Raw genomic sequence first — 19898 nt, 5'->3', positions numbered from 1 at the left:
CGTCATAAGGCCAGCCCCTGTTGCGCTTCCAAAGCAGGGCTACGTGCTCAGTCATTCCAGCCCCAGCGCATCGACAGCACCCAGAAACGAGCAACACGCACCATCGCGGTTGGCCTCTCTCACAAACGACTCAATAGACGATCGCCGTCGGAGAGACCCGCAGGCGTGAATCAATAAGTACCGTGCACGCCCGGAGTTACACAAGGGGTCTAACAAACATTTCTGCAGGGGCGCGAGACGTTTCGTCTCGGTCGCGAGCTCCCTCGCTCAACGGCCGGAGGCGACCCCTTCGACAAGCTCAGGGACCCAGCGACAAGCTCAGGACCCCAGCGAAACGACACCGAGCCCCGCGAGCACCCTCCGCGACTCGGCCCCGAGTTCCTCATCGCTCGTCGCATCGGCGAGCGTCAAGCCCAGCAGCGCAGGCTCGTAGCCGCCGTAGGTGCCGGTCGTCCGTGCCAGCCCCTCGCGTGCGGCATCCGCCGCCTGCACGACCTGCCCCTGTCTCACCAGCGCCTGCGCCCTGATCCGGTGCAGTCGGGCGAGCGTCTCGGTCGCCTTCGCCTGCGCGGCCGTGATGGTTTCATCGATCAGCGACAGGGCCGCGGCCACGTCGCCGGCATCCGCGAGCGCCTCTGCCCTGGCAGCATCCAGCAGCGCGACCTCGGTCGCGAGATCGAGTCCTGCGAGCACACCGCGCGCCTGATCGAACAGTTCCCACGCCCCGTCGCGATCACCGGTGCCGGCCGCCGCTCGAGCCTGCTCGCGGAAGACCAGCCCGACCAGCTCCTCGTCATCGACCCGCTGCGCCAGCCGCAGCGCCGCGCGCAGCACGGGGAGCGCCTCGTCGTGCCTGCCCTGCGCCACCAGCACGTCGGCGCGGTTGTACAGCGCGGTGGCCTCGTTCGCGTCGTCGCCGAGACGGTGGAAGCTCTCCGCCGCCCGTCCGAACCCCTCCACCGCCTGCCCCCACTCCCCCGAGTTGTACGCATCGATCGCGAGGTTGTTCAGCGTGAGCGCCTGCCCGCTGAGGTCGTCCAGCTGCTCGTACAGCGCGAGCGCGAGCTGCCCGTACGGACGGTCCTCCGCCTCCTCCGACGCCCCGTACGCCAGGTGCAGGGCATTGCACGCGTGGGCGAGCACGGTCCGGTCGCCGGACGCCTCGGCCCAGGCGACGCCCTGCCGCCCCCACTGCACGGCACCCGCCGACCGGCGCTGCAGATGCAGGCAGAACCCGTAGCGGGTGGCGAGCGTCGCGCGCACGGCATCCGCCGCCGCACCCGCCGTGCCCTCCAGCATCCTCAGTGCCCGGGTCAGTTGCGCCAGCGCCGGGCGGTACCGCCCCAGGCGCAGCGTGATCCGCGCCTCCTTGTAGAGCAGCTCGGCAGTGGGCACGGGATCGGATGCCAGATCATGCCGCGCCCGCCGCAGTGCGGCCAGCGCCCCCGCCGCGTCCCCCGCCATGTCGAGGCACTCGCCCAGGGACGCGTTCGCCGCCGAGCGTTCCGACGGCGGGGTGGGCAGGTGCGTCGCGCTGTCCAGCGCCCTGGCGAAGAACGCCGCCGCCTGCGCGTAGGCGTACTTCGCGCGCGCCTCCTCGCCCGCGCGCAGCGAGTACGGCCAGGCCTTCTCGTGCAGCCCCGCGGCGTGGAAGTGCATGCTGAGCAGGTCGGCCGGAGCGCTCTGCTCCAGCGTCAGCGCGACCCGTTCGTGCATCTCCCGCCGCATCCGGTACGGCAGTCCGGCGTACGCGACGTCGCGCACCATCGCGTGCCGGAACTCCAGCTCGCCACCGTCCGCAGGCCGCAGGAACTCCTCCAGCCGCCCCACGATCTCGTCTGCGCGCACCGCATGCATCTCCGAGAGGATGCCGGGGTCGAACCGTGCGCCGAGCACCGCCGCCAGCCGCAGCAGGGTGCGGTCGTCGGCCGAGAGCCGGTCGATGTCGACGAGCAGTACGGCCTCGACGGAGTCCGGCAACTCATCCGCCGTGCCGCCCGCGGCGAGCGCGGTGAGGAACAACGGGTTGCCGCGGGCCCGCTCAGCCATCGCCTCCAGTGCGCTGCGGCCGGGCCGAGCGTCGCCTGCCGCGGACGCGAGCAGTTCAATGGCGGCCTCCGTCGGCATCGCGGCGAGCGCGATCCGCCGATCCACCGGCCCGTCCAGCGACGGCACGAACCCGATCGGCACCTCGCGCCGCGTGACGAGCATGCACCACGCGCGGCGCCGCGCCTCCTCGCCCAGCCGCTGCAGCAGCGCGCCGGAGGCCTCATCCATCAGATGCGCATCCTCGAAGATCAGCAGCGTCGGCCTCGGCAGCAACGCGCCGATCAGCGCGACCGCCGCTTCCTCGATGCGTCCACGGCGGAACCGCTCATCCAGTTCCTCGACCTCGCGGGTCATCGGCAGACTCAGGTCGAGCGGCGCTCCCAGCAGCGGCAGCCAGGGCGCCAGCTCCGGGGCATCCGTCTGCACGGCCTGCACGAGTCGCGCCGTGGCCTGCTCGACGGACTCGTGCGTGCCGATCCCGAGCACGGAGCGCAGCAGCGAGCCGGCCGCCGCATACGGCGTGCCGGTGTCGTAGCCGCCGGCGGTCGTGACGAGCACGGACATGCCCGCCGGCACCGTGACCTCGGCCACCAACCGCGACTTGCCGATGCCCGGCTCGCCGACCACGTCCAGCACGGCTCCCTGGCCGGCCGCGGCGCCGTCCAGTGCCGCGGCCAGCGTCGCGAGCTCCTCCTCACGAGCGAGGAAGCGCGTCTCGCCGCGGCCCGCGCTCCACCCTCCGTGCACCTCGCGGACCACCAGCGCCTGCACGGGGTCGCGCTTGCCCTTCACGAGGAACGGCTGGAGCTCGTCGCCTCGCACCTCCGCCCTGGTCTCCCGGGCCGCGTGCCGAGTGGCGACCACCTGTCCCGCGGCGGCGCGGCCCAGCAGCCGGGCGGCGAGGTTCACCGCATCGCCCTTGATCGAGTACGTCCGGCGCACCGCCGGCCCCAACTCTCCGCTGAACACGTGCCCGGTGTTCAGCCCCACCCGCACCTCGAGCGGGCCGGCGTGCGCGGCGATCGCGAGGGCGGTGCGCAGCATCCGGTCCGCGTCGTGCCCCGCGCTGCGCGGAGCGCCCGCGGTGAGCATGATCTTGCCGCCGTCCGCGGCGATGTCCGATTCGAAGAACGTCGTTCCGTTGTCGAGGCAGGCGTGCTGCACGGCGGCCACGACGTCGTGCACGGCGGATGCCGCGGCATCCGGTCCCTTCTCGCGCAGCAGCGCGTCGGTGCCGGTGAACTGTACGAACGCGACGGCGATCGGGCGGTGCTCCGGTGCTGCCGCACCGGCGCGCAGGTGCGCGAGGATGCCGGGCGGCAGGGTCGGCGCGGCATCCGTCATCGGCGCGGCGGCGGGAGGCGGGGCCGCCGGCTCCGGGCGGGACCGCAGCAGCCGGGCATCCGGCACCCGCTCGCCGAGCACTCGCGCCGGCAGCAGTCCGGCGGTCTCCGCGCTCAGCAGGATCTGCCCGGCCTCGCAGGCCTGCTCCACGGCGACCAGCCTGGTACTCGCAGGCCCCGCGACGATGAGCTCCCGGTGGCTCGCCGGATCGCCGACGAGGAAGAAGTCGAAGCATCCGCTGTGGATGCCGATCGACAGCCGCAGCCGAGCGGGGGCGGGCAGCGCGGCTGTGCGGACCAGCTCGCGCAGCGCCGCGCGCATCCGGTGCGACGCCCGCGCCGCGCGAGCGGCGTGATCGGCGCCGCGGTACAGCAGCAGCACCGCGTCGCCGCCCCACTTGAGCAAGTCGGCGCCGTCGGCGAAGGCGGGTTCGAGCAGCGTCGCGAAGGTCAGGTCGAGGGTGTCGCTGAGCAGCTCAGCACCCACGCGTCCTCTACGGGCGAGCCGCTCCGTGAGCGACGTGAAACCGGAGATGTCGGCGAAGACCATGGTGCCGGACGCCACCCGGTACCGCTCTGACGCGCCCTCGGCGAGCCACTCGGCCGACAGCCGGGGAGCGTAGGGGCGGAGGTCGAGCGGTGCCGTCACGGAAACTCGGGACACGGGTGTATCGACCTCACTAGAATCTGCGATCAGGGGACGGACTCATGGGGACTGCTTGAGAGGCGGTGGCGTCAGCGTGTTCCTGGGCAGGGAAGCCGAGTTGCGTGCGCTCACCACCGCGCTGGACGACACAGCCGCGTCCGGACGCGTCATCGTCGTGCTCGGCGAAGGCGGCATCGGCAAGAGCACGCTGATCGATCAGGCGCTGTCCCGCGCGGGTTCCGAGCGGGTCGTGCTGCGTGCCGGTGCGGATGCGATGGATCAGCGCCGCCCGCTCGGGCTGCTGCTCGACGCGTACGCCTCGCTGCTCACCGATGACGACCGCCGCATCGTCGACGAGCGCAACGCGCACGCCGTCGCGGAGCGGCTGCTGGCTGTGACCGACAGCGTCGCGACCTCGCCGACCGCGCTCGTGCTGGAAGACCTGCAGTGGGCCGACGACGCCTCGCTCGCGCTGCTCACCCGGGTCAGCCGCACGCTCGCCCAGCTCCCGCTGCTGATCGTCTGCTCGCTGCGCACGCAGGCCCGCCACGAGACCTCGCCCGCCCTCGACCACCTGCTCAGCGTGCTCAGCGAGCGAGGGCTGCTGTCGCAGATCGAGGTGCCGCGGCTGCCGGATGCCACCTGCGTGACGATCGTGGAACGCCTCACCGGCGGACGGGTCGAAGGCGCCCTCGCCCACTACGTGGAGGCGGCCGGCGGCAACCCGCTGTTCCTCACCGAGATGGTGCGCTCCCTGCTGCGCGACGACGCCGTCACGATTGCGCCGGACGGCCAGGCGAAGCTGGTGGCCGCGCCGGTCGGCCCCTCCCCCTCGCTGTCGATGGTGATGATGCGGCACCTCAGCCACCTGGGCGCCGCCACCCGCGAGATGCTCACGACCGCCGCGCTGCTCGGCACCCGCTTCTCGGTCGCACAGCTGCGGGTGGTCGCCGGGCAGCCGATGAGCGCCCTCCTGCCGATGCTGCGCGAGACGTTCGCCGCCGGCTTCCTCGAGGAGATCGACGCCGACACTCTCGGCTTCCGACACGAGCTGATCCAGGAGGTGCTGCTGCAGGATCTGCCCGCCGCGGTGCGCGCCGAGCTGCACCGCGAGGTGGCGGTGCGGATGGATGCCGCGGGCGTCACCCCGGCGACTGTCGCCGGGCACCTGCTGCAGGCGCCCGTCTCTCCGGAGGACCTGGACTGGATGCTGCAGCTCGCGCAGCGCACGGCGGTCGCGGCGCCCCTGATGGCCGCAGAACTGTGGGAGCGGGTCGCACACCACGCGGATGCGGGCGAGGAGCGGCACGTGCGCGCGACGGCCGGCCTCGCCAGGGCCGCGCTCAGCTCCGGCCGCGCGGCCGAGGCGAGCAGCCTCGCAGAGCGGGCGCTGAGCGAGGAGGTTCCCGCGGACGTGCTGCCGGCCCTCACCCTGACCTACACGCACGCGCTCATGCAGCAGCACCGGCACGTCGAGTCGCAGCAGCAGTCCCAGCGCTGGGCGCTGTCGGAGCTGATCGAGCCCGCCGACCGCGCCGCGCACCTGGCGTTCGCCGGCTGGCCTCGGCTGATGCTCGGCGACCTCGACGGCGCGAAGCGGCTCGCCACCGAGGGCGCCGCGCTGGCCGCGGAGGTCGGCAACCACGGAGCGCAGGTCACCGCGCTCGCGCTGCACGGTCAGATCGCCGACTTCCAGGGCGACCTGGACACGGCTGTCGCTCTGCTGTCGACGGCGGCCGAGACGGCTGACCGGCATCCGTCGCTCGCCGCGATCGAGGCGTTCCCTCATGCGCAGCTCGCGCTCGCGCTCGCCGATGCCGGACGCACCGACGGTGTCGCCGCGCTCGTGCAGCAGGCAGTGCGCGTGTCGGAGGAGTTCGGCTACCGCACCGGCATGGTCGCCGCGCACGCCTTCGGTGCGCAGGCGCTGAGCAGCACCGGCAACCTGTCCGACATCACCGCCGAGCTCGACGCGCACCAGTCGCTGCTCAGCGGAACGATGGACGTGCGGATGATCGGCCCGGTGCTGGGCCTGCGGGCCTGCATGGTGGCCCGCCAGCACGGACCTGCGGCGGCGATCGAGTTCGCCGAGCTGCTCGACCCGGTACCCGACAGGTCCACCTGGGCCGGCCGCGGGAGGGCATGGATCTGGCGCGGTCTCAGCCAGCGCGACCGTGCCCGCGAGGACCACGCCGCCGCGCTCGAGGTGCTCTGGACCGGCTGGCAGGACTGCCTCGAGGCGGACATGCTCATGGAGTGCGCCGAGCTCGGCCTCGATCTCGTGCTCCTGTCGCGGCTGGTGGCCGGCATCCGCCCGGCGGAGAGCCGGCTGCTGCTGGAGCGGGCGCAGGCGGCATCCGATCTGCTCGCCGCCTTCGCCGACCGGAATCCCGGCGTCACATACCTGCGGGCGACAGCGCTGGTCGTGCGCGGCGTGCTGGACGGCTCGGATGCGGTGCTCGAAGCCGAGCGGCTGATGGCGACCACGCCGCGCCGTCTCGACCACGCACGCCTCGCCGAGGTCGCGGCACGCGCGATGCCGACGAAGACGGGCGATCGGCGGATGCTGGCCGAGACCGCGCTTCGCGAGTACGCCGAGATCGGCGCCGATCACGAGGTGACCAGGGCCAGAGCCGGCTTCCGGAAGCTCGGGATCCCGGTGCTGTCGCCGCCGCGCACGCGGCCGACGTTCGGGTGGGAGTCGCTCACCCGCACCGAGGAGAGGGTCGCCGCGCAGCTCGCCACCGGAGCGACGAATCCGCAGATCGCCCAGCGGCTGAACGTCTCGCGGCGCACCGTGGAGACGCATGTCTCAAGCATCCTCGCCAAGCTCGGGCTGCGCACGCGCACCGAGGTGGCCGTCTTCGTCGCGCGCCGTCTCGATGACGTCGGAGAGCACGGCGAGTAGATCGATCCAACCGCTGAACGGCAGGGCCTGATCCCGCCCGCTCACCCGACCGACGGGCGGGTCGGTGCCGTCCAGCTCGATCTCGATCCGCACCCTGCCAGCGTCGCATCGGCGGGCGGGCGCCGGATCCGTGAGATCACGGAACTTCGCCCGTGGGATGTCCGCTTGCCGCCAGAACAGGAGATCCGACGAGAACAGGACTGGCGACAGCGAATCGTCCTGTTCCTGGTCGGCCTCCTGTCCTCACGATCCCACAGGCGGCCCCTATCTGAACTCCAGACGCTCACGGAGCCAATCTGCACCTTCAGGCAATGCCCCTCCGCGCTGGTCACGCCACGCCCGCAGGTCGTCCAGAAGCGCTGCAGCGGCGTCCGTCTCGCCCGCATTCTCGTACTCTTCGAGCAGCTCCTGAGTCTCAGCGAGCGTCGTACCACGGAACAGGTCCGCCGCGCGCGGACGACGCGCTTCGATCGCGGCGGCGAAGGCCTCGACAGCATCGCGCCGACGGTACGGATAGGTGGCCCAGAGGGTGCTCCGAGTCGGTCTGAAGGACAACGCGTCCCATCCCTCGGTTCGGCCGTCCTCGAGAAGGCGCACTTCCAGCTCGATCCCCAGCCCGACACCGTCTCCGCCCGTGCCGTCGACGTCGACGAAGGCGGGCGTGATCCCGCCGACGGCCGCCCACGGGAGCAGGTACTGCCGCCGAAGCCGCGCCCACCCGCGCCAGAACGCAATGCCCTCGTCGTCGACGACGACAGTCGAGTGGGTCGAGACACGCGCGCGCCACCACGAAGCAGACGCCCGACATGCTTCGCGCAGCGTCATCCCCGCGGAGATAGTGTCCGTCGTCCCCATGAAGAAGGTCGTGACCAGCGCATTCGGATACTGCTCCGCCAATCGCTCACCGCGGCTGAGTGCGGGTCGCGTCCAGATGAAATGCGCCACAAGCAGGACCCACAGCACCACGCCGACCACGAAGAGCAGGTCCGCGCCGCCGAAGGAGCCGGTGACGAACGTTCCGCCGCCTTCGATCAACTCGGCCACTCCCCAGCACACGGCGATCCCGCTCGCGAGGATCCCACCCCACCACACGATCGCGAGCCCTCGGCGACGCTCTCGCCGGTCCGCGGTAAACACGGCGCTGGCAGGCAGGGCGCCCAGCGCACCGGCATGCGGCGGCACGTACTCATCCGCGAGCGCCTTCCTGCGCATCGCGAACGCCGCCATCGGCAGCGTGACCACCAGCAGAACGCCCGCAAGCAGAACGAGCGTCTCCCAGGTCAACCCTCGAAACAGGCCGAAGACGACCAGTGCGGGCAGCGCCAGGACGTAAGGGCTGCGGATGTAGAACCGCATGAACGCGGCGAAGCCGCCAGACTTCCGGGTCATCCGGCATCCTTCTCTCACCGCCGCACCGTTGCGGCCACGAGGTCATCATATGGCCGCCCGGCTCGCGCCCCGCCCGCGCCGGATGAACTTGTCCTCACCGCGCACCCGGGCGTGAAACACTGTAGCGACCCGGCCCGAAGGAAACTGATGTCCGCACTCTTCTCCGCCAACCTGATCTGGACGATCGTGGCGCTCGCCGCGCTCGCCATCAACGTGCTCGCGCTGATCTACATCCCGCGCGGCCGCAAGCCCACGGCGGCGATGGCCTGGCTGCTGCTCATCTTCCTGGTGCCGTTCGTCGGCATGGGGCTGTACCTGCTGATCGGCAACTTCCGGCTGCCGAAGAAGCGCCAGGACGAGCAGAAGCGCATCACCACGATGATCAAGGAGGAGGCCGGCGGTCACGTCGACGTCGAGGCCCCACGGTGGCTGCAGCGCGTCGCGATCCAGAACCACGAACTCACCGGCCTGCCGGTCGTCGGGGACTCGTCCGCCGAGCTGATCGACGACTACCAGGGCTCGATCGACGCGATGGCCGCCGCGATCGACACCGCGAAGACATACGTGCACGTCGAGTTCTACATCGCCGCCTGGGATGACACCACGCGCGGCTTCTTCGCCGCGATGGAGCGGGCCGTGCAGCGCGGCGTCACCGTGCGCCTGCTCGCCGACTACATCGCCTCGCGCAAGATCCCGAAGTCGGAGGAGACGTTCGCCGAGCTGGACCGCATCGGCGTGAAGTGGTCGTGGATGCTGCCGTTCCGCCCGTTCAAGGGCGAGTACCAGCGCCCCGACCTGCGCAACCACCGCAAGCTCGTCGTCGTCGACGGCGCGGTCGGATTCGTCGGTTCGCAGAACCTCATCTCGCGCGACTACAACGCCGAGAAGAACATCAAGCGCGGCCTGATGTGGCAGGAGCTCGTCTCGCGCGTCGAGGGCCCCGTCGTGGCGCAGGTGGATGCCGTGTTCCTCTCGGACTGGCTGATCGAGACCGGCGAGGACCTCTCCGCGGTCGAGCGGGTTCCGGCATCCGCCGTTCCGACGCCCGCCGGCGGCGATCTGCACTGCCAGATGGTGCCGAGCGGCCCGGCCTACGGCACCGAGAACAACCTGCGGATGTTCCTCTCGCTGATCCACGGGGCGACCGAGAAGGTCATCCTGACCAGCCCGTACTTCGTGCCGGACGAGGCGATGATCTACGCGATCACCACCGCCTGCCAGCGGGGCCTCGACGTGCAGCTGTTCGTGTCGGAGCTGGGCGACCAGGGCATGGTCTACCACGCGCAGCGCTCGTACTACGAGACGCTGCTGCGCGCCGGTGTGCGGATCTTCCTGTACCCCGCGCCGTACATCCTGCACGCGAAGCACTTCTCGATCGATGACGACATCGCCGTGATCGGGTCGAGCAACATGGACATCCGCTCCTTCAGCCTGAACTCCGAGATGTCGCTGCTGGTGCGCGGCGAATCGTTCGTCGCGCAGATGCGCGAGGTGGAGCAGAAGTACCGGGATGCCGGACGCGAGCTCACCCTCGAGGAGTGGCTGCGCGAGCCCGCGAAGTCGACGTTCCTCGACGGAGTCTTCCGGCTGACCTCGGCGCTGAACTGATCCCGCGGCTCAGCCGCCGGCGAGCACCTCGGGGTTCGTCAGCCGCCACCATTCGTCGGGCTGGCCGATCGTGCCCTTGAGCGCGATGTCGGAGGTCGTCGTGTTCGGACCAGCCGTCCAGGTGATGCTGCCGACGACCTCGCCGTCGGTGTAGGCCGTCGGCTTCCCGGTCTTCATGGTGACCTCGATCGGTGTGTCCGACCAGATCAGGAGCGACGGGCTGTCGGCGATCACCAGCTGCGCCTTGTCGCCCCACGGCGTCGTCACCTGTCCGACCACCTGACCGGCGCTCCCGACCCGGACTTCGTGGAACCCCTCACGGATGCTCGCGAGCAGCGACTGCACGTCGGCGTCGACAGATCCTTCTGTCGCACCGCCGAGCATCACTCCGACCACGGAGAGCGGCGTGCCGATGCCCACGTCGAGCGACGCGGTGTAGAGCAGGTTGTGCGCGCCGTCGCCCAGGTTCCCGGTCTTCAGCCCCGTGATCCCCTCGACGCCGAGCAGGCCGTTGGTGTTGGAGACGCCGCCGATGCCGGGCAGTGAGAGGGAACGGGTTCCCGAGATCGCGGCGACCGCCGGGTTCGCCGCCGCCAGCCGGCCCAGCGTGATGAGGTCGGCCGGCGTACTGGTGTTCTTCGGGCTGATGCCGGTCGGCTCGACGATCCGCGTGTCCGCGAGGCCGTTCTTCGCGAGCCACTTCCGCGCGGCGCTGAGGAATGCGTCCTGCGAGCCGTACGCCCAGGTGGAGACCGCCTCGGCGTAGTTACTGGCCGACGGGACGAGCATCGCGGCGAGCGCATCGCGCTCGGACATCGAACTGCCGGTCGGCATCGCCTTGATGGTCGCGCCCAGCACGTAGTACTTGTCGTAGAGATCGTGATCGGCCTTGCTGAACACGATCGTGGGGCCGGGGTCGGTGGCATCCGCGAGCGGCTTGCGCTCGAGCACGACCAGCGCGGTGATGAGCTTGCTGATGCTCGCCATCGGGCGTGGGTCGTTCGTGCCGCTCTGCGCCCAGATGCCGGGCGTCTCGCCGAGGTACGCCTCACCGCCGGAGATGGCGAGCGCCGCGGCGCCGGCCTGGGGCAGCGCGATGACCGCCGCGGCGGGCGCCGGTGCGGCAGGAGTCTGCGATGACGCGGCCGGTGCAGGCAGCGATGCCGTCAGCGCCCACCAGACGTATCCCCCGGTGGCACCGAGGATCAGCACGAGCACGATCGCGGTGATCAGCAGCCCGATCTTGCCGCGCCTGCGGCGCACGGCGCGGTCGGCATCGGTCGGTGTCTGAGCTCCCTGCAGGAGCGTCGCGAAATCGGAGAACTCGTCCGTCACGTCGTCGTGCGTCTTGATGGCTGCCCCCAGGCTCAGATGTGTGATGCCATCATGCCTCACCCGGATGCTCCGGTGATCCACTCTCGCCTTCGCGTGATGAGTGCCGCTAGCTTATGCGCAGGGGAAGAACACGCAGAACGGGAGGTTGCGATGGCGCACGTGGTGGCGACCGGGGCCGGCAAGGTCATGATGGAGCGGCGGAACGATCCGACGCACGAATACATCCTGGGGCTGACGGGCAAGGAGCGGCCGCGCGTGCTGTTCCTGGGGACCGCGACAGGCGATGACCCGGCATACATCCTCAGCTTCTACACGACCTATCATGCGGACCGGTGCGCGCCTCACCACCTGCCGCTGTTCCATCGGGCGATCGACGACCTCGCCGGGTTCGTGAAGGGATTCGACGTGGTCCACGTCGGCGGCGGCAACACCGCGAACATGCTCGACGTGTGGCGCCGGCAGGGTCTGGACGAGATCCTGCGCGAGATGTGGGAGGACCCCGCCTCGAACACCGTGTTCACCGGCGGCAGCGCCGGCGGGATCTGCTGGTTCGAGGGCGGCACGACCGACAGCTACGGCCCGACCCTGCAGGTGCTGCCCGAGGGACTCGGGTTCCTGCACGGCAGCTTCTGCCCGCACTACGACGCGGAGGACCAGCGCCAGCCGCTGTTCCACGCGGCACTGCGCAGCGGCGAACTCGCCACCGGGTACGCCGTCGGAAACCTGCAGTCGCTGCACTTCGACGGCTCCGAGTTCGTCACCGCGATCAGCCCGGTCGAGGATCCGCTCGCTCTGCGCGTCGAGGCGATCGACGGGAAGATCGTCGAGACCGCACTGCCGGCGAAGGTGCTCGCCGGCACCGGCCCGATCGTGAAGGGCCCGTCCTCATGAACGACAGCATCTGGATCCTGATCGCCGAGCTCCTGGTCGTCATCGGCGCCATCTACATGGGCACCCGCACCAGCGGGATCGGCCTCGGCGTCTGGGGCCTGGTCGGCGTGGCAGTGCTGGTCTTCCTGTTCGGGGAGGCACCGGGCAGCGCCCCGGTGGATGCCGTCTTCATCGTGATCACCGTGATCACTGCGGCCTCCACGATGCAGGCCGCCGGAGGCATCGACTGGATGGTCTCGGTCGCCGCGAAGGTGATCCGCAAGCGACCGAGATCCGTGGTCTTCCTCGCCCCTGCGATGTCCTTCCTGTTCACCGTGGGCGCCGGCACCGGCAACATCTTCTATCCGCTGCTGCCGGTCATCTACGACGTCTCCTACCAGCAGAAGATCCGCCCCGAGCGCGCGCTGTCGGTGTCGGCCGTGGCCTCGCAGGTCGGCATCCTCTGCTCGCCGGTGTCTGCGGCGACCGCGTCGATGGTGGTGCTGCTCGCGCCGCAGGGCGTCGACCTGGGCGGGCTGCTGCTGATCATGTGGCCGGCGTCGATCGCCGGGCTGTTCCTGGCCGCGCTGGTCATGCTCAAGCACGGCAAGGAACTCGACGACGATCCCGTCTACCGGCAGCGACTGGCCGACGGGCAGATCAAGCCCCCGGTCACGGACGCGCATGAGAAGAAGCTGCCTCGCACGGCAGTGCTCTCCGCGACGCTGTTCCTCATCGGCGTGGCCGTGATCGTGCTGTTCGGCCTGTTCGAGAGCATCCGCCCGATCATCGGCACCGACGACGACGGCGACCCGGTGCGGCTCAGCGTCACCGTGATCATCGAGGTGGTCATGGGCGTGATCGCCGCGCTGATCTTCCTGCTCTGCAAGGTGAAGGCCTCCGACGTGCCCAAGCAGCCGACGTTCCCCGCGGGCATGGTCGGCGCGATCGCACTGTTCGGCATCGCCTGGCTGGCGAACACGTTCGTCGCCTCGAACCAGCAGATGATCGTCGACGGGCTCGGCTCGGTGGTGTCGGGATCGTCGGCGTTCCTCGGTGCTCTGCTGTTCGCACTGGCCCTGTTCGTCGTCGCGATGCTGACCACGAGCCAGTCCAGCGCGACGAACGCCATCGTGCCCATCGGTATCACGATCGGCCTGCCGGCGCCGCTGCTGGTGGGTCTGTGGCCCTCGGCCATGGGCATGTACACGCTGCCGGCCAACGGCAGCCAGGTCGCCACCGCGGCGTTCGACCAGACCGGCACGACCAAGCTCGGCAAGTACGTCTTCGACCACTCGTTCCAGCTGCCGAACCTGGTGTACGTCGGCACGGCGATCGTCGTCGGCGTGGCCCTCTCGTTCGCCTTCGCCTGACCCACCGCACGACATGACCGCCGCCACCGATCCCGTCGTCCTCAATCGGTTCCTGCTGGGTCTCGCCGAGGGGATGACGGCGTCGGACGAATCGGTGGACCGTATCCGCGACACCATGGCGACGGTGGCATCCGCGTACGGCAGCACGGCCACCGACATCGTCATCCTGCCCACGGTGATCCTCATCGAGACCGGCGGCGAGGAGGATCGTGTCTCGCTCCGCTCGACGCTGTCGGCGAAGTTCCGGTTCGATCAGATCGCCGCGCTCTACGCGCTGATCACGCGGGCGAGGACGGCCGCGGTGGCACCGGAGGAGGGCATCCGCCGGCTCAACGAGATCGGCGCGATGCGACCCCGGTACGGATGGGCTGTGCGCACACTCGGGCACGCGCTGCTCACCCTGGGACTCGCGCTGCTGCTGGCGCCGACCTGGGAGGGCGCGTTCATCGCGTTCGTGCTCGGCGCCGGAATCGGCCTGCTCAAGCTGGTGCGGTCACCCACTCTGCAGCTGGTCATGCCGATCGTCGCGGCATTCGCGTGCGCGACCGCAGTGTTCCTGCTCGCCGAGGTCATCGAGATCGGCGACCCCATCCACCTGCTGATCGCGCCGCTGGTGACCTTCCTGCCCGGCGGCGTCCTCACGACCGCCACCGTGGAGCTGGCCGCGGGGCAGATGATCGCCGGGGCGTCGCGACTGGTCTACGGTTTCGTGCAGCTGGCGCTCCTGGCGTTCGGCATCCTCGCAGCGGGGTCGCTGGTCGGCGTCGACTCCGCGGACTACGAGCCGCTCAAGGGCGGTGGGACGGTCGCCTGGTGGGTGCCGCTGCTCGGGGTGCTCATCTTCGCGGTCGGCAACTACCTGCACTTCTCTGCGCCGCCATCGACGTTCGGGTGGGTTCTTCTCGTGCTGGCGGTCGCCTACAGCGCGCAGACGATCGGCGGCATCGTGCTCGGCCCGACCGTCAGCGGGTTCATCGGGGCGCTCGCCATGACCCCCGTGGTCCTCTGGATCGCCGGCCTGCGCAACGGCGCGCCCTCGCAACTGACCTTCCTTCCGGCGTTCTGGCTGCTGGTTCCTGGTGCCGCAGGACTCGTCGGCCTGACCGAGGCCGTGGCCACCGACGGCGGGATCGCCGATTTCACCGAGGCGCTGGTGTCGGTGATGTCGATCGCTCTCGGCGTGCTGATCGGAACCGCCCTTTACCGCGTGGTGCACCACGGCGCCGAGGAGATCGTGCAGTTCGCCGTGGCGCTGCCCGTCGGGCGCGACACCGACACCCGGAGCACCTTCACTCAGCGAGTCAAGCGGTGGTGGCGCCGCGAGCGCGGGAAGCACTGACGCCGGCACCCCGCCTCAGCCGTCGGCTTCGGCGACCAGTTGCGCTGCTTCGGCTTCGAGCTCGCGATCCGATTGATCGGGATGGGCCGCGAGGAACGCGGCCTGCATCCTTGCGCAGCGGCCTGCGTGGACGACGGTGTGGAGCAGCATCCCGTCACCGCGCCGTTCCGCGGCGGACCTCGCCGAGCGTGTGGCATCCGGGGCATGGAATCGCGATCCGATCGCCGGCTCGGATGTCGCCGGGCAGCGACACCAGCGCGGCCCCCGCGCCTGAGATGCGGAAGAGCACTTCGTAGGCGTGTGAGATCCGGCCGATGAGGCGCATCTCGCCCCACGCCGGCGAGAGGTGCTCGAGGTCCGCGTCGAGCTCCAGCTCGCACTCCTCCGCGTCGACGACCGTTGCGACGACGACGGTCGTGGAGGCGTCCGGTGACGGCATGCCGCCCGACAGCGGGATCACCGCGGGCGCCGTGCAGGTGCAGGGCGTGCCGCAGAGCTCGGCGTATCGCCGCAGGGACATCGCGGCGACAGTCACGTCGTCGAGCAGGGCGACCGAGCGGGCCGGCCAGCGCGAACGGTCGATGGGCAACGGAATGCTGTCGCGGAGCGTGGGAAGGATGGAGGTGAGAGTCACGCCCTCCGGTCTACGCCTCCGCCCGCGCGCCGGGAACGCGTCCTCACGGTTCCCGAACGGCTCCCGAAACGGATCCTCATGACCCGCCGATCGTGCACCACCGATCGGCGGCTGTCGTCCGGCTCCCCGATCGAGCGGATAGCGTGGGGAGATGATCTCCCGTGAACTCGCGCGGGCCCTGCGTGACGGCGGGCTCGTCTGGCATCCCGCCGAGGGCGACCGCTTCCAGCTCGACCTGCCGGATGAGGTGGAGCTCGAGGCGGAGGCGGAGATCTACACGGTGAGCGCGATGACGATCGAGGCGCGCCCGACGACGGGCGGCACGAACCTCGCCTTCAACGGCACGACCGAGTGGGCGCTGGATGCGGTCGCCGTCGCCGATGCGGTGTGGCTGCCGCGCGAGGATCAGCTGCGCGACCTGCTGCGACGCACTTTCCGCCACCTGATCCGTCTCGAGGACGCCTTCGAGGTTGAGATCGAGATCGCCGGCGAGCGGCTGCGCTTCGAGCATCCGGATCCTTCGGAGGCGTATGGGATGGCGCTGCAGGAGCTGATCCGGCGGTCCCGCTGATCCTCGCGCGTCCGTCGTATCCGAGCTCAGTCGGCGTGTGGCAGCGCGTGGAACGCGCGATCGACGTAGATCAGCGGGCTGCTCTCGTCACCGAACAGCACCTCCACGACCTCGGCGATGACGACCGTAGAGGACCCGACCGCGACCGTCTGCAGCGGCCGGCAGCGCAGAGCGGCCCGCGCCGCCGGCAGGTGCGGCTCGCCGCTCGGCAGGGCGTCCCAGCCCTGCTCGGGGGTGAAGCGCTCCGACCCGCTCACGGCGAAGCTCTGCGCGAGCGCGGAGTGGTCGTCATCGATCAGGTGCACGACGAAGCCATCGGCCTCGAGGATCGCGCCCGCGCTGCCAGTGGCGCGCGTGACGGAGAAGACGATCGCCGCGGGGTCGACGGCCACCGACGCGACGCTCGAGGCTGTCAGGCCGACCGGGCCCGTCGGCGTCATCGTGGTGATGATCGCGACTCCGGCCGGATGCTTGCGGAACGCCGCCTTCATGGCCTCGCCGACCTCGGACGGAACCGGTGCCCCGGGCCTCACGGTGATGGCGGGCGCGCTCACTCCGCCACCACCTGCGGGGGAAGAGCCGCGATCAGCGGGTGGTCGAAGTCGTACGCCCCGACCTTGGCAGCGCCACCCGGGGAGCCGATCTCGTCGAAGAACTCGACGTTGGCCTTGTAGTAGTCGGCCCACTCCTCGGGGAGGTCGTCCTCGTAGTAGATCGCCTCGACCGGGCAGACCGGCTCGCACGCACCGCAGTCCACGCATTCGTCGGGGTGGATGTAGAGCGATCGTTCGCCCTCGTAGATGCAGTCCACCGGACACTCGTCGATGCAGGCCCTGTCCTTGACGTCGACACATGGCAGCGCGATCACGTAGGTCATCGGAGGGCGTTCTTCACTCGGGTCACAGTTCCAGCGTAAAACCTCAAGTAACCTTGAGGTCAAATCGAGCGAAGGTTCTGTGATGGCGAGCGAGCAGGCGCACACCCCGGAGGAGCCGATGACCATCGGCGAGATGAGCCAGCGCACCGGCGTCGCGCCTTCAGCGCTGCACTTCTACGAGAGCCTCGGGCTGATCGCGTCGACCCGCACTCCCGGGAATCAACGCCGCTACGCCCGGCACATGCTGCGCCGCGTCTCTCTCATCACTGTCGCGAAGAACCTCGGCCTGCCGCTGTCGGAGGTGAAGGACGCGTTCGCCGACGTGCCGCTCACGCAGACCCCGAGTCACGAGGACTGGGCGCGCGCCTCCCGGCGCTGGAAGCGCGAGCTGGAGAAGCGCCGCGAGGGCATCGAGCGTCTGGAGCGCGAGCTGACGGGATGCATCGGCTGCGGATGCCTGTCGATGCGGGCCTGCGGACTGCTGAACCCCGACGACGCCCTCGGCACACGGGGCGCGGGCGCCCTGCGTCTGCAGGACGACGGCGACTGATCACCCGCCCGACGCCGACTTCGACAACGTGATCGGCCATGCAGCGACGGCACTCGCCGAGGCAGGCGTCGACGCGCAGACGATCGGCGAAGCCGCCGGTGCACTGATGCCGCTGCGCACCCAGGTCGTCGCCGGCGAGGGCACCGCGTCCTGACGGCACGGAGAAGGCCCTGTTCCGAAGCCGGGCATCGGAACAGGGCCTTCTCTCCGTCTTACGCGACCTCGCCGGCCGCGACCGTCTCGGCAAGCATGTGCACGCGGGGCAGGTGGTGGGCACCGTAGAAGTCGGCGGAGACCAGGCGGCCGGCGTCTGCAGCATCCGCCGTGTCGTGCGCCAGCACCGCGACCACGGCGAGTCCGTGCATCCAGCCGCCGGCGAGCGTACCGAGCAGCATGAGGTACGGCACACTGACGCCGTAGGCGTCGCGGGTCTGGCCGAAGCCGACCAGCGCGGCGGTGGCCGCTCGGGCCGAGGCGACCGCGCGCTCGAGACGGTCGGCGGTGCGCGCGGCGACCGCGTCACCGGTGTCGCGCAGCGCCGCGACCGTCTGCTCGATCTGATCGAACAGCTCCTCGGCGGTGGCGCCGCCGTTGCGGATCACCTTGCGGCCGATCAGGTCGTTCGACTGGATCGCGGTGGTGCCCTCGTAGATCGGCATGATCCGGGCATCCCGGTAGTGCTGCGCGATGCCGGTCTCCTCGATGAAGCCCATCCCGCCGTGCACCTGGATCGCGTCGCTGGTGAGCGCGACGGCGTCCTCGGTCGCCCAGCCCTTCAGGATCGGCACGAAGAACTCCGCGAGTGCGCCGGTTCCGTCGGTCTCCGCCCGGTCGAACAGGTCGCCGAGGTAGACGCCGAGGGCGCGCATCGCGAAGACCCGGCTCTGCATCGACAGCAGCAGTCGACGGACGTCCGGATGCCCTGCGATCGGTGTCCCCGCGGGGCGGTCGAGCACGCCGCCCTGTCGTCGCTCGTCGGCGTAGGCGGCGGCCTGCTGGTAGGCGCGGTCCGAGATGCCGGTGGCCTGGAATCCCATGCCCGCACGGGCGGAGTTCATCATGACGAACATTCCGGCCAGTCCCCCGCCGACCTCGCCGACGAGGTAGCCGGTGGCATCCTCATAGGCGAGCACGCAGGTCGGGCTGCCATGGATACCGAGCTTGTGCTCGATCGATGCGGTCGTGACAGCGTTGCGCTCACCCGGCTCACCGGCAGCGTCAGGCAGGAACTTCGGCACGACGAACAGCGACAGACCCTTGGCGCCGGCCGGAGCATCCGGCGTGCGCGCGAGCACGAGGTGCACGATGTTAGGCGCGACGTCGTGGTCGCCCCAGGTGATGAAGATCTTCTGCCCGCTGACGCCCCACGAACCGTCGCCGCGCGGCGTGGCCATGGTGCGGATCGCGCCGAGATCGGTGCCGGCCTCCGGCTCGGTGAGGTTCATCGTGCCGGTCCACTCGCCCGAGACCAGCTTGGACAGGTACGTCGCACGGATCTCGTCGGATGCTGCGGCGTCGAGCGCGTGGATCTGGCCGGCGGAAAGCAGCCAGCAGAGGGCGAAGGCCGCGTTGGAGCCGTTCCAGATCTCGCCGAGCCCGGCGCGGATCGATCCGGGCAGGCCGTCGCCGCCCGCGGACTCCGGGGCCTCGGCAGTGACCCAACCCGCTTCGACGAACGCCTGGTAAGCCTCGGCGAATCCTGCGGGAAGGTGCACCTGGCCGTCCTCGAGGCGAGCTCCCACACGGTCGCCCACGGTCTCGAGCGGGGCGAGGACGGATGCCGCGAACTCGCCGGCGCCCGCGAGGATCTCGGTGGCGTCCTCTGCGCTGAACGCGCCGCCGGTTCCGCGCGCGACCAGGTCGAGGCCGAAGGCCTCGCCGAACAGGAACGCGTAGTCCGAGACCGGGGGGATGTAGTCGGATGCCATCGGGGACTCCATTCTGCGGCAGCGCAATGCTGAGACTGAGAGTCAGTCTAACCGGGATCGAGTCTCACCGAAAGCAGGACGTAGGAGCGAGGGCGCCGAGACGGAATCGGGCGCTGCCCGGACCAGGAAGACGGTCCACGGCAGCGCCCGCAGGAGATGGAGTCAGATCAGTGGCTCGCGCCCTTGCGAGGCTTGATGAACGTCTCCGGCTCCCGTTTTGCGCGCTTCTCCGCTCTCTTCTCCTTGAGCGAGAGCTTCGGCGTCTTCTTTCCTGCGCGTGACTGCGGCGTCTTTCCAGACATGGTTATCGCTTCCCCTTCTGATGGCTGGCGTAACCATCGACCATAGCCCGCCCGCGGGGGAAGTCAAATCACGGGTGTGTTGAGGGTGTGTTAACGCGAAAGAGCCACCCAGCTTTGGGTGGCTCTTTCGTTTAGAAGGAGTTCGGCGGTGTCCTACTCTCCCACAGGGTCCCCCC

At 70.2% G+C, this 19898-nt stretch carries 16 protein-coding genes; 8 read left to right on the top strand and 8 right to left on the bottom strand.

Annotation, left to right across the window (positions count from 1 at the left end; genetic code table 11):
* Window positions 1-318: 318 nt before the first annotated feature.
* Window positions 319-4041, bottom strand: coding sequence for an adenylate/guanylate cyclase domain-containing protein (locus GON06_RS00540; RefSeq protein WP_198346565.1), 3723 nt, complete (start codon window positions 4039-4041; stop codon window positions 319-321).
* 91 nt (window positions 4042-4132) lie between these two features.
* Here GON06_RS00540 and GON06_RS00535 point away from each other — a divergent pair, with 91 nt between their 5' ends.
* On the top strand, window positions 4133-6946 hold the full coding sequence (locus GON06_RS00535) for a helix-turn-helix transcriptional regulator (RefSeq protein WP_198346564.1): 2814 nt from the start codon (window positions 4133-4135) through the stop codon (window positions 6944-6946).
* 264 nt (window positions 6947-7210) lie between these two features.
* Here the strand turns inward: GON06_RS00535 and GON06_RS00530 are convergent, their stop codons facing one another.
* Window positions 7211-8302 (bottom strand): hypothetical protein, encoded by a 1092-nt coding sequence (locus GON06_RS00530; protein ID WP_157310305.1) that lies wholly within the window; start codon window positions 8300-8302, stop codon window positions 7211-7213.
* A gap of 180 nt (window positions 8303-8482) precedes the next feature.
* Here GON06_RS00530 and cls point away from each other — a divergent pair, with 180 nt between their 5' ends.
* Entirely contained in the window at window positions 8483-9943 is a 1461-nt protein-coding gene (cls, locus tag GON06_RS00525; RefSeq protein WP_157310303.1) for a cardiolipin synthase, read from the top strand.
* A gap of 9 nt (window positions 9944-9952) precedes the next feature.
* Here the strand turns inward: cls and GON06_RS00520 are convergent, their stop codons facing one another.
* Window positions 9953-11338: a D-alanyl-D-alanine carboxypeptidase family protein gene (locus tag GON06_RS00520; RefSeq protein ID WP_332837023.1), complete on the bottom strand. Its 1386-nt coding sequence runs from the start codon at window positions 11336-11338 to the stop codon at window positions 9953-9955.
* 90 nt (window positions 11339-11428) lie between these two features.
* On the opposite strand from GON06_RS00520, the gene GON06_RS00515 reads away from it, so the two are divergent.
* From GON06_RS00515 to GON06_RS00505, 3 genes are read left to right on the top strand one after another with little or no spacing between them, the layout of a single operon-like run.
* Window positions 11429-12169: a peptidase E gene (locus GON06_RS00515; RefSeq protein WP_157310301.1), complete on the top strand. Its 741-nt coding sequence runs from the start codon at window positions 11429-11431 to the stop codon at window positions 12167-12169.
* Complete coding sequence (locus GON06_RS00510; protein ID WP_157310299.1) at window positions 12166-13521, top strand: anaerobic C4-dicarboxylate transporter family protein; 1356 nt, start codon at window positions 12166-12168, stop codon at window positions 13519-13521. Before GON06_RS00515 ends, GON06_RS00510 begins: the two co-directional genes overlap by 4 nt.
* A gap of 13 nt (window positions 13522-13534) precedes the next feature.
* Window positions 13535-14860 (top strand): threonine/serine ThrE exporter family protein, encoded by a 1326-nt coding sequence (locus GON06_RS00505; protein ID WP_157310297.1) that lies wholly within the window; start codon window positions 13535-13537, stop codon window positions 14858-14860.
* 15 nt (window positions 14861-14875) lie between these two features.
* Here the strand turns inward: GON06_RS00505 and GON06_RS18895 are convergent, their stop codons facing one another.
* On the bottom strand, window positions 14876-15010 hold the full coding sequence (locus GON06_RS18895; RefSeq protein ID WP_269778412.1) for a hypothetical protein: 135 nt from the start codon (window positions 15008-15010) through the stop codon (window positions 14876-14878).
* Window positions 15011-15014: 4 nt separating this feature from the next.
* A complete protein-coding gene (locus GON06_RS00500) occupies window positions 15015-15494 on the bottom strand; it encodes a hypothetical protein (protein WP_157310295.1) in 480 nt (159 codons plus the stop codon).
* A gap of 151 nt (window positions 15495-15645) precedes the next feature.
* Between GON06_RS00500 and GON06_RS00495 the strand changes: the two genes are divergently transcribed.
* Entirely contained in the window at window positions 15646-16065 is a 420-nt protein-coding gene (locus GON06_RS00495) for a pilus assembly protein CpaE (protein ID WP_157310294.1), read from the top strand.
* 26 nt (window positions 16066-16091) lie between these two features.
* Here GON06_RS00495 and GON06_RS00490 read toward each other — a convergent pair whose 3' ends face one another.
* Window positions 16092-16556: a flavin reductase family protein gene (locus GON06_RS00490; protein ID WP_157310653.1), complete on the bottom strand. Its 465-nt coding sequence runs from the start codon at window positions 16554-16556 to the stop codon at window positions 16092-16094.
* A gap of 59 nt (window positions 16557-16615) precedes the next feature.
* Window positions 16616-16942: a ferredoxin gene (fdxA, locus tag GON06_RS00485; protein ID WP_157310292.1), complete on the bottom strand. Its 327-nt coding sequence runs from the start codon at window positions 16940-16942 to the stop codon at window positions 16616-16618.
* An 82-nt stretch (window positions 16943-17024) separates the two neighbouring features.
* Here fdxA and soxR point away from each other — a divergent pair, with 82 nt between their 5' ends.
* Both soxR and GON06_RS18890 read left to right on the top strand, forming a co-directional pair.
* Window positions 17025-17492, top strand: coding sequence for a redox-sensitive transcriptional activator SoxR (gene soxR, locus GON06_RS00480; RefSeq protein WP_157310290.1), 468 nt, complete (start codon window positions 17025-17027; stop codon window positions 17490-17492).
* A 28-nt stretch (window positions 17493-17520) separates the two neighbouring features.
* Window positions 17521-17646, top strand: coding sequence for a hypothetical protein (locus tag GON06_RS18890; RefSeq protein ID WP_269778411.1), 126 nt, complete (start codon window positions 17521-17523; stop codon window positions 17644-17646).
* Window positions 17647-17704: 58 nt separating this feature from the next.
* Here the strand turns inward: GON06_RS18890 and GON06_RS00475 are convergent, their stop codons facing one another.
* Complete coding sequence (locus GON06_RS00475) at window positions 17705-19420, bottom strand: acyl-CoA dehydrogenase (protein WP_157310288.1); 1716 nt, start codon at window positions 19418-19420, stop codon at window positions 17705-17707.
* Window positions 19421-19898 lie beyond the last annotated feature (478 nt).

Origin of the sequence: Microbacterium sp. MAH-37, from assembly GCF_009758255.1 — a bacterium.
Lineage (GTDB): Bacteria > Actinomycetota > Actinomycetes > Actinomycetales > Microbacteriaceae > Microbacterium.
The sequence above is the reverse complement of the archived record's forward strand: the minus strand, read 5'-3'. Positions and strand labels throughout refer to the sequence as shown.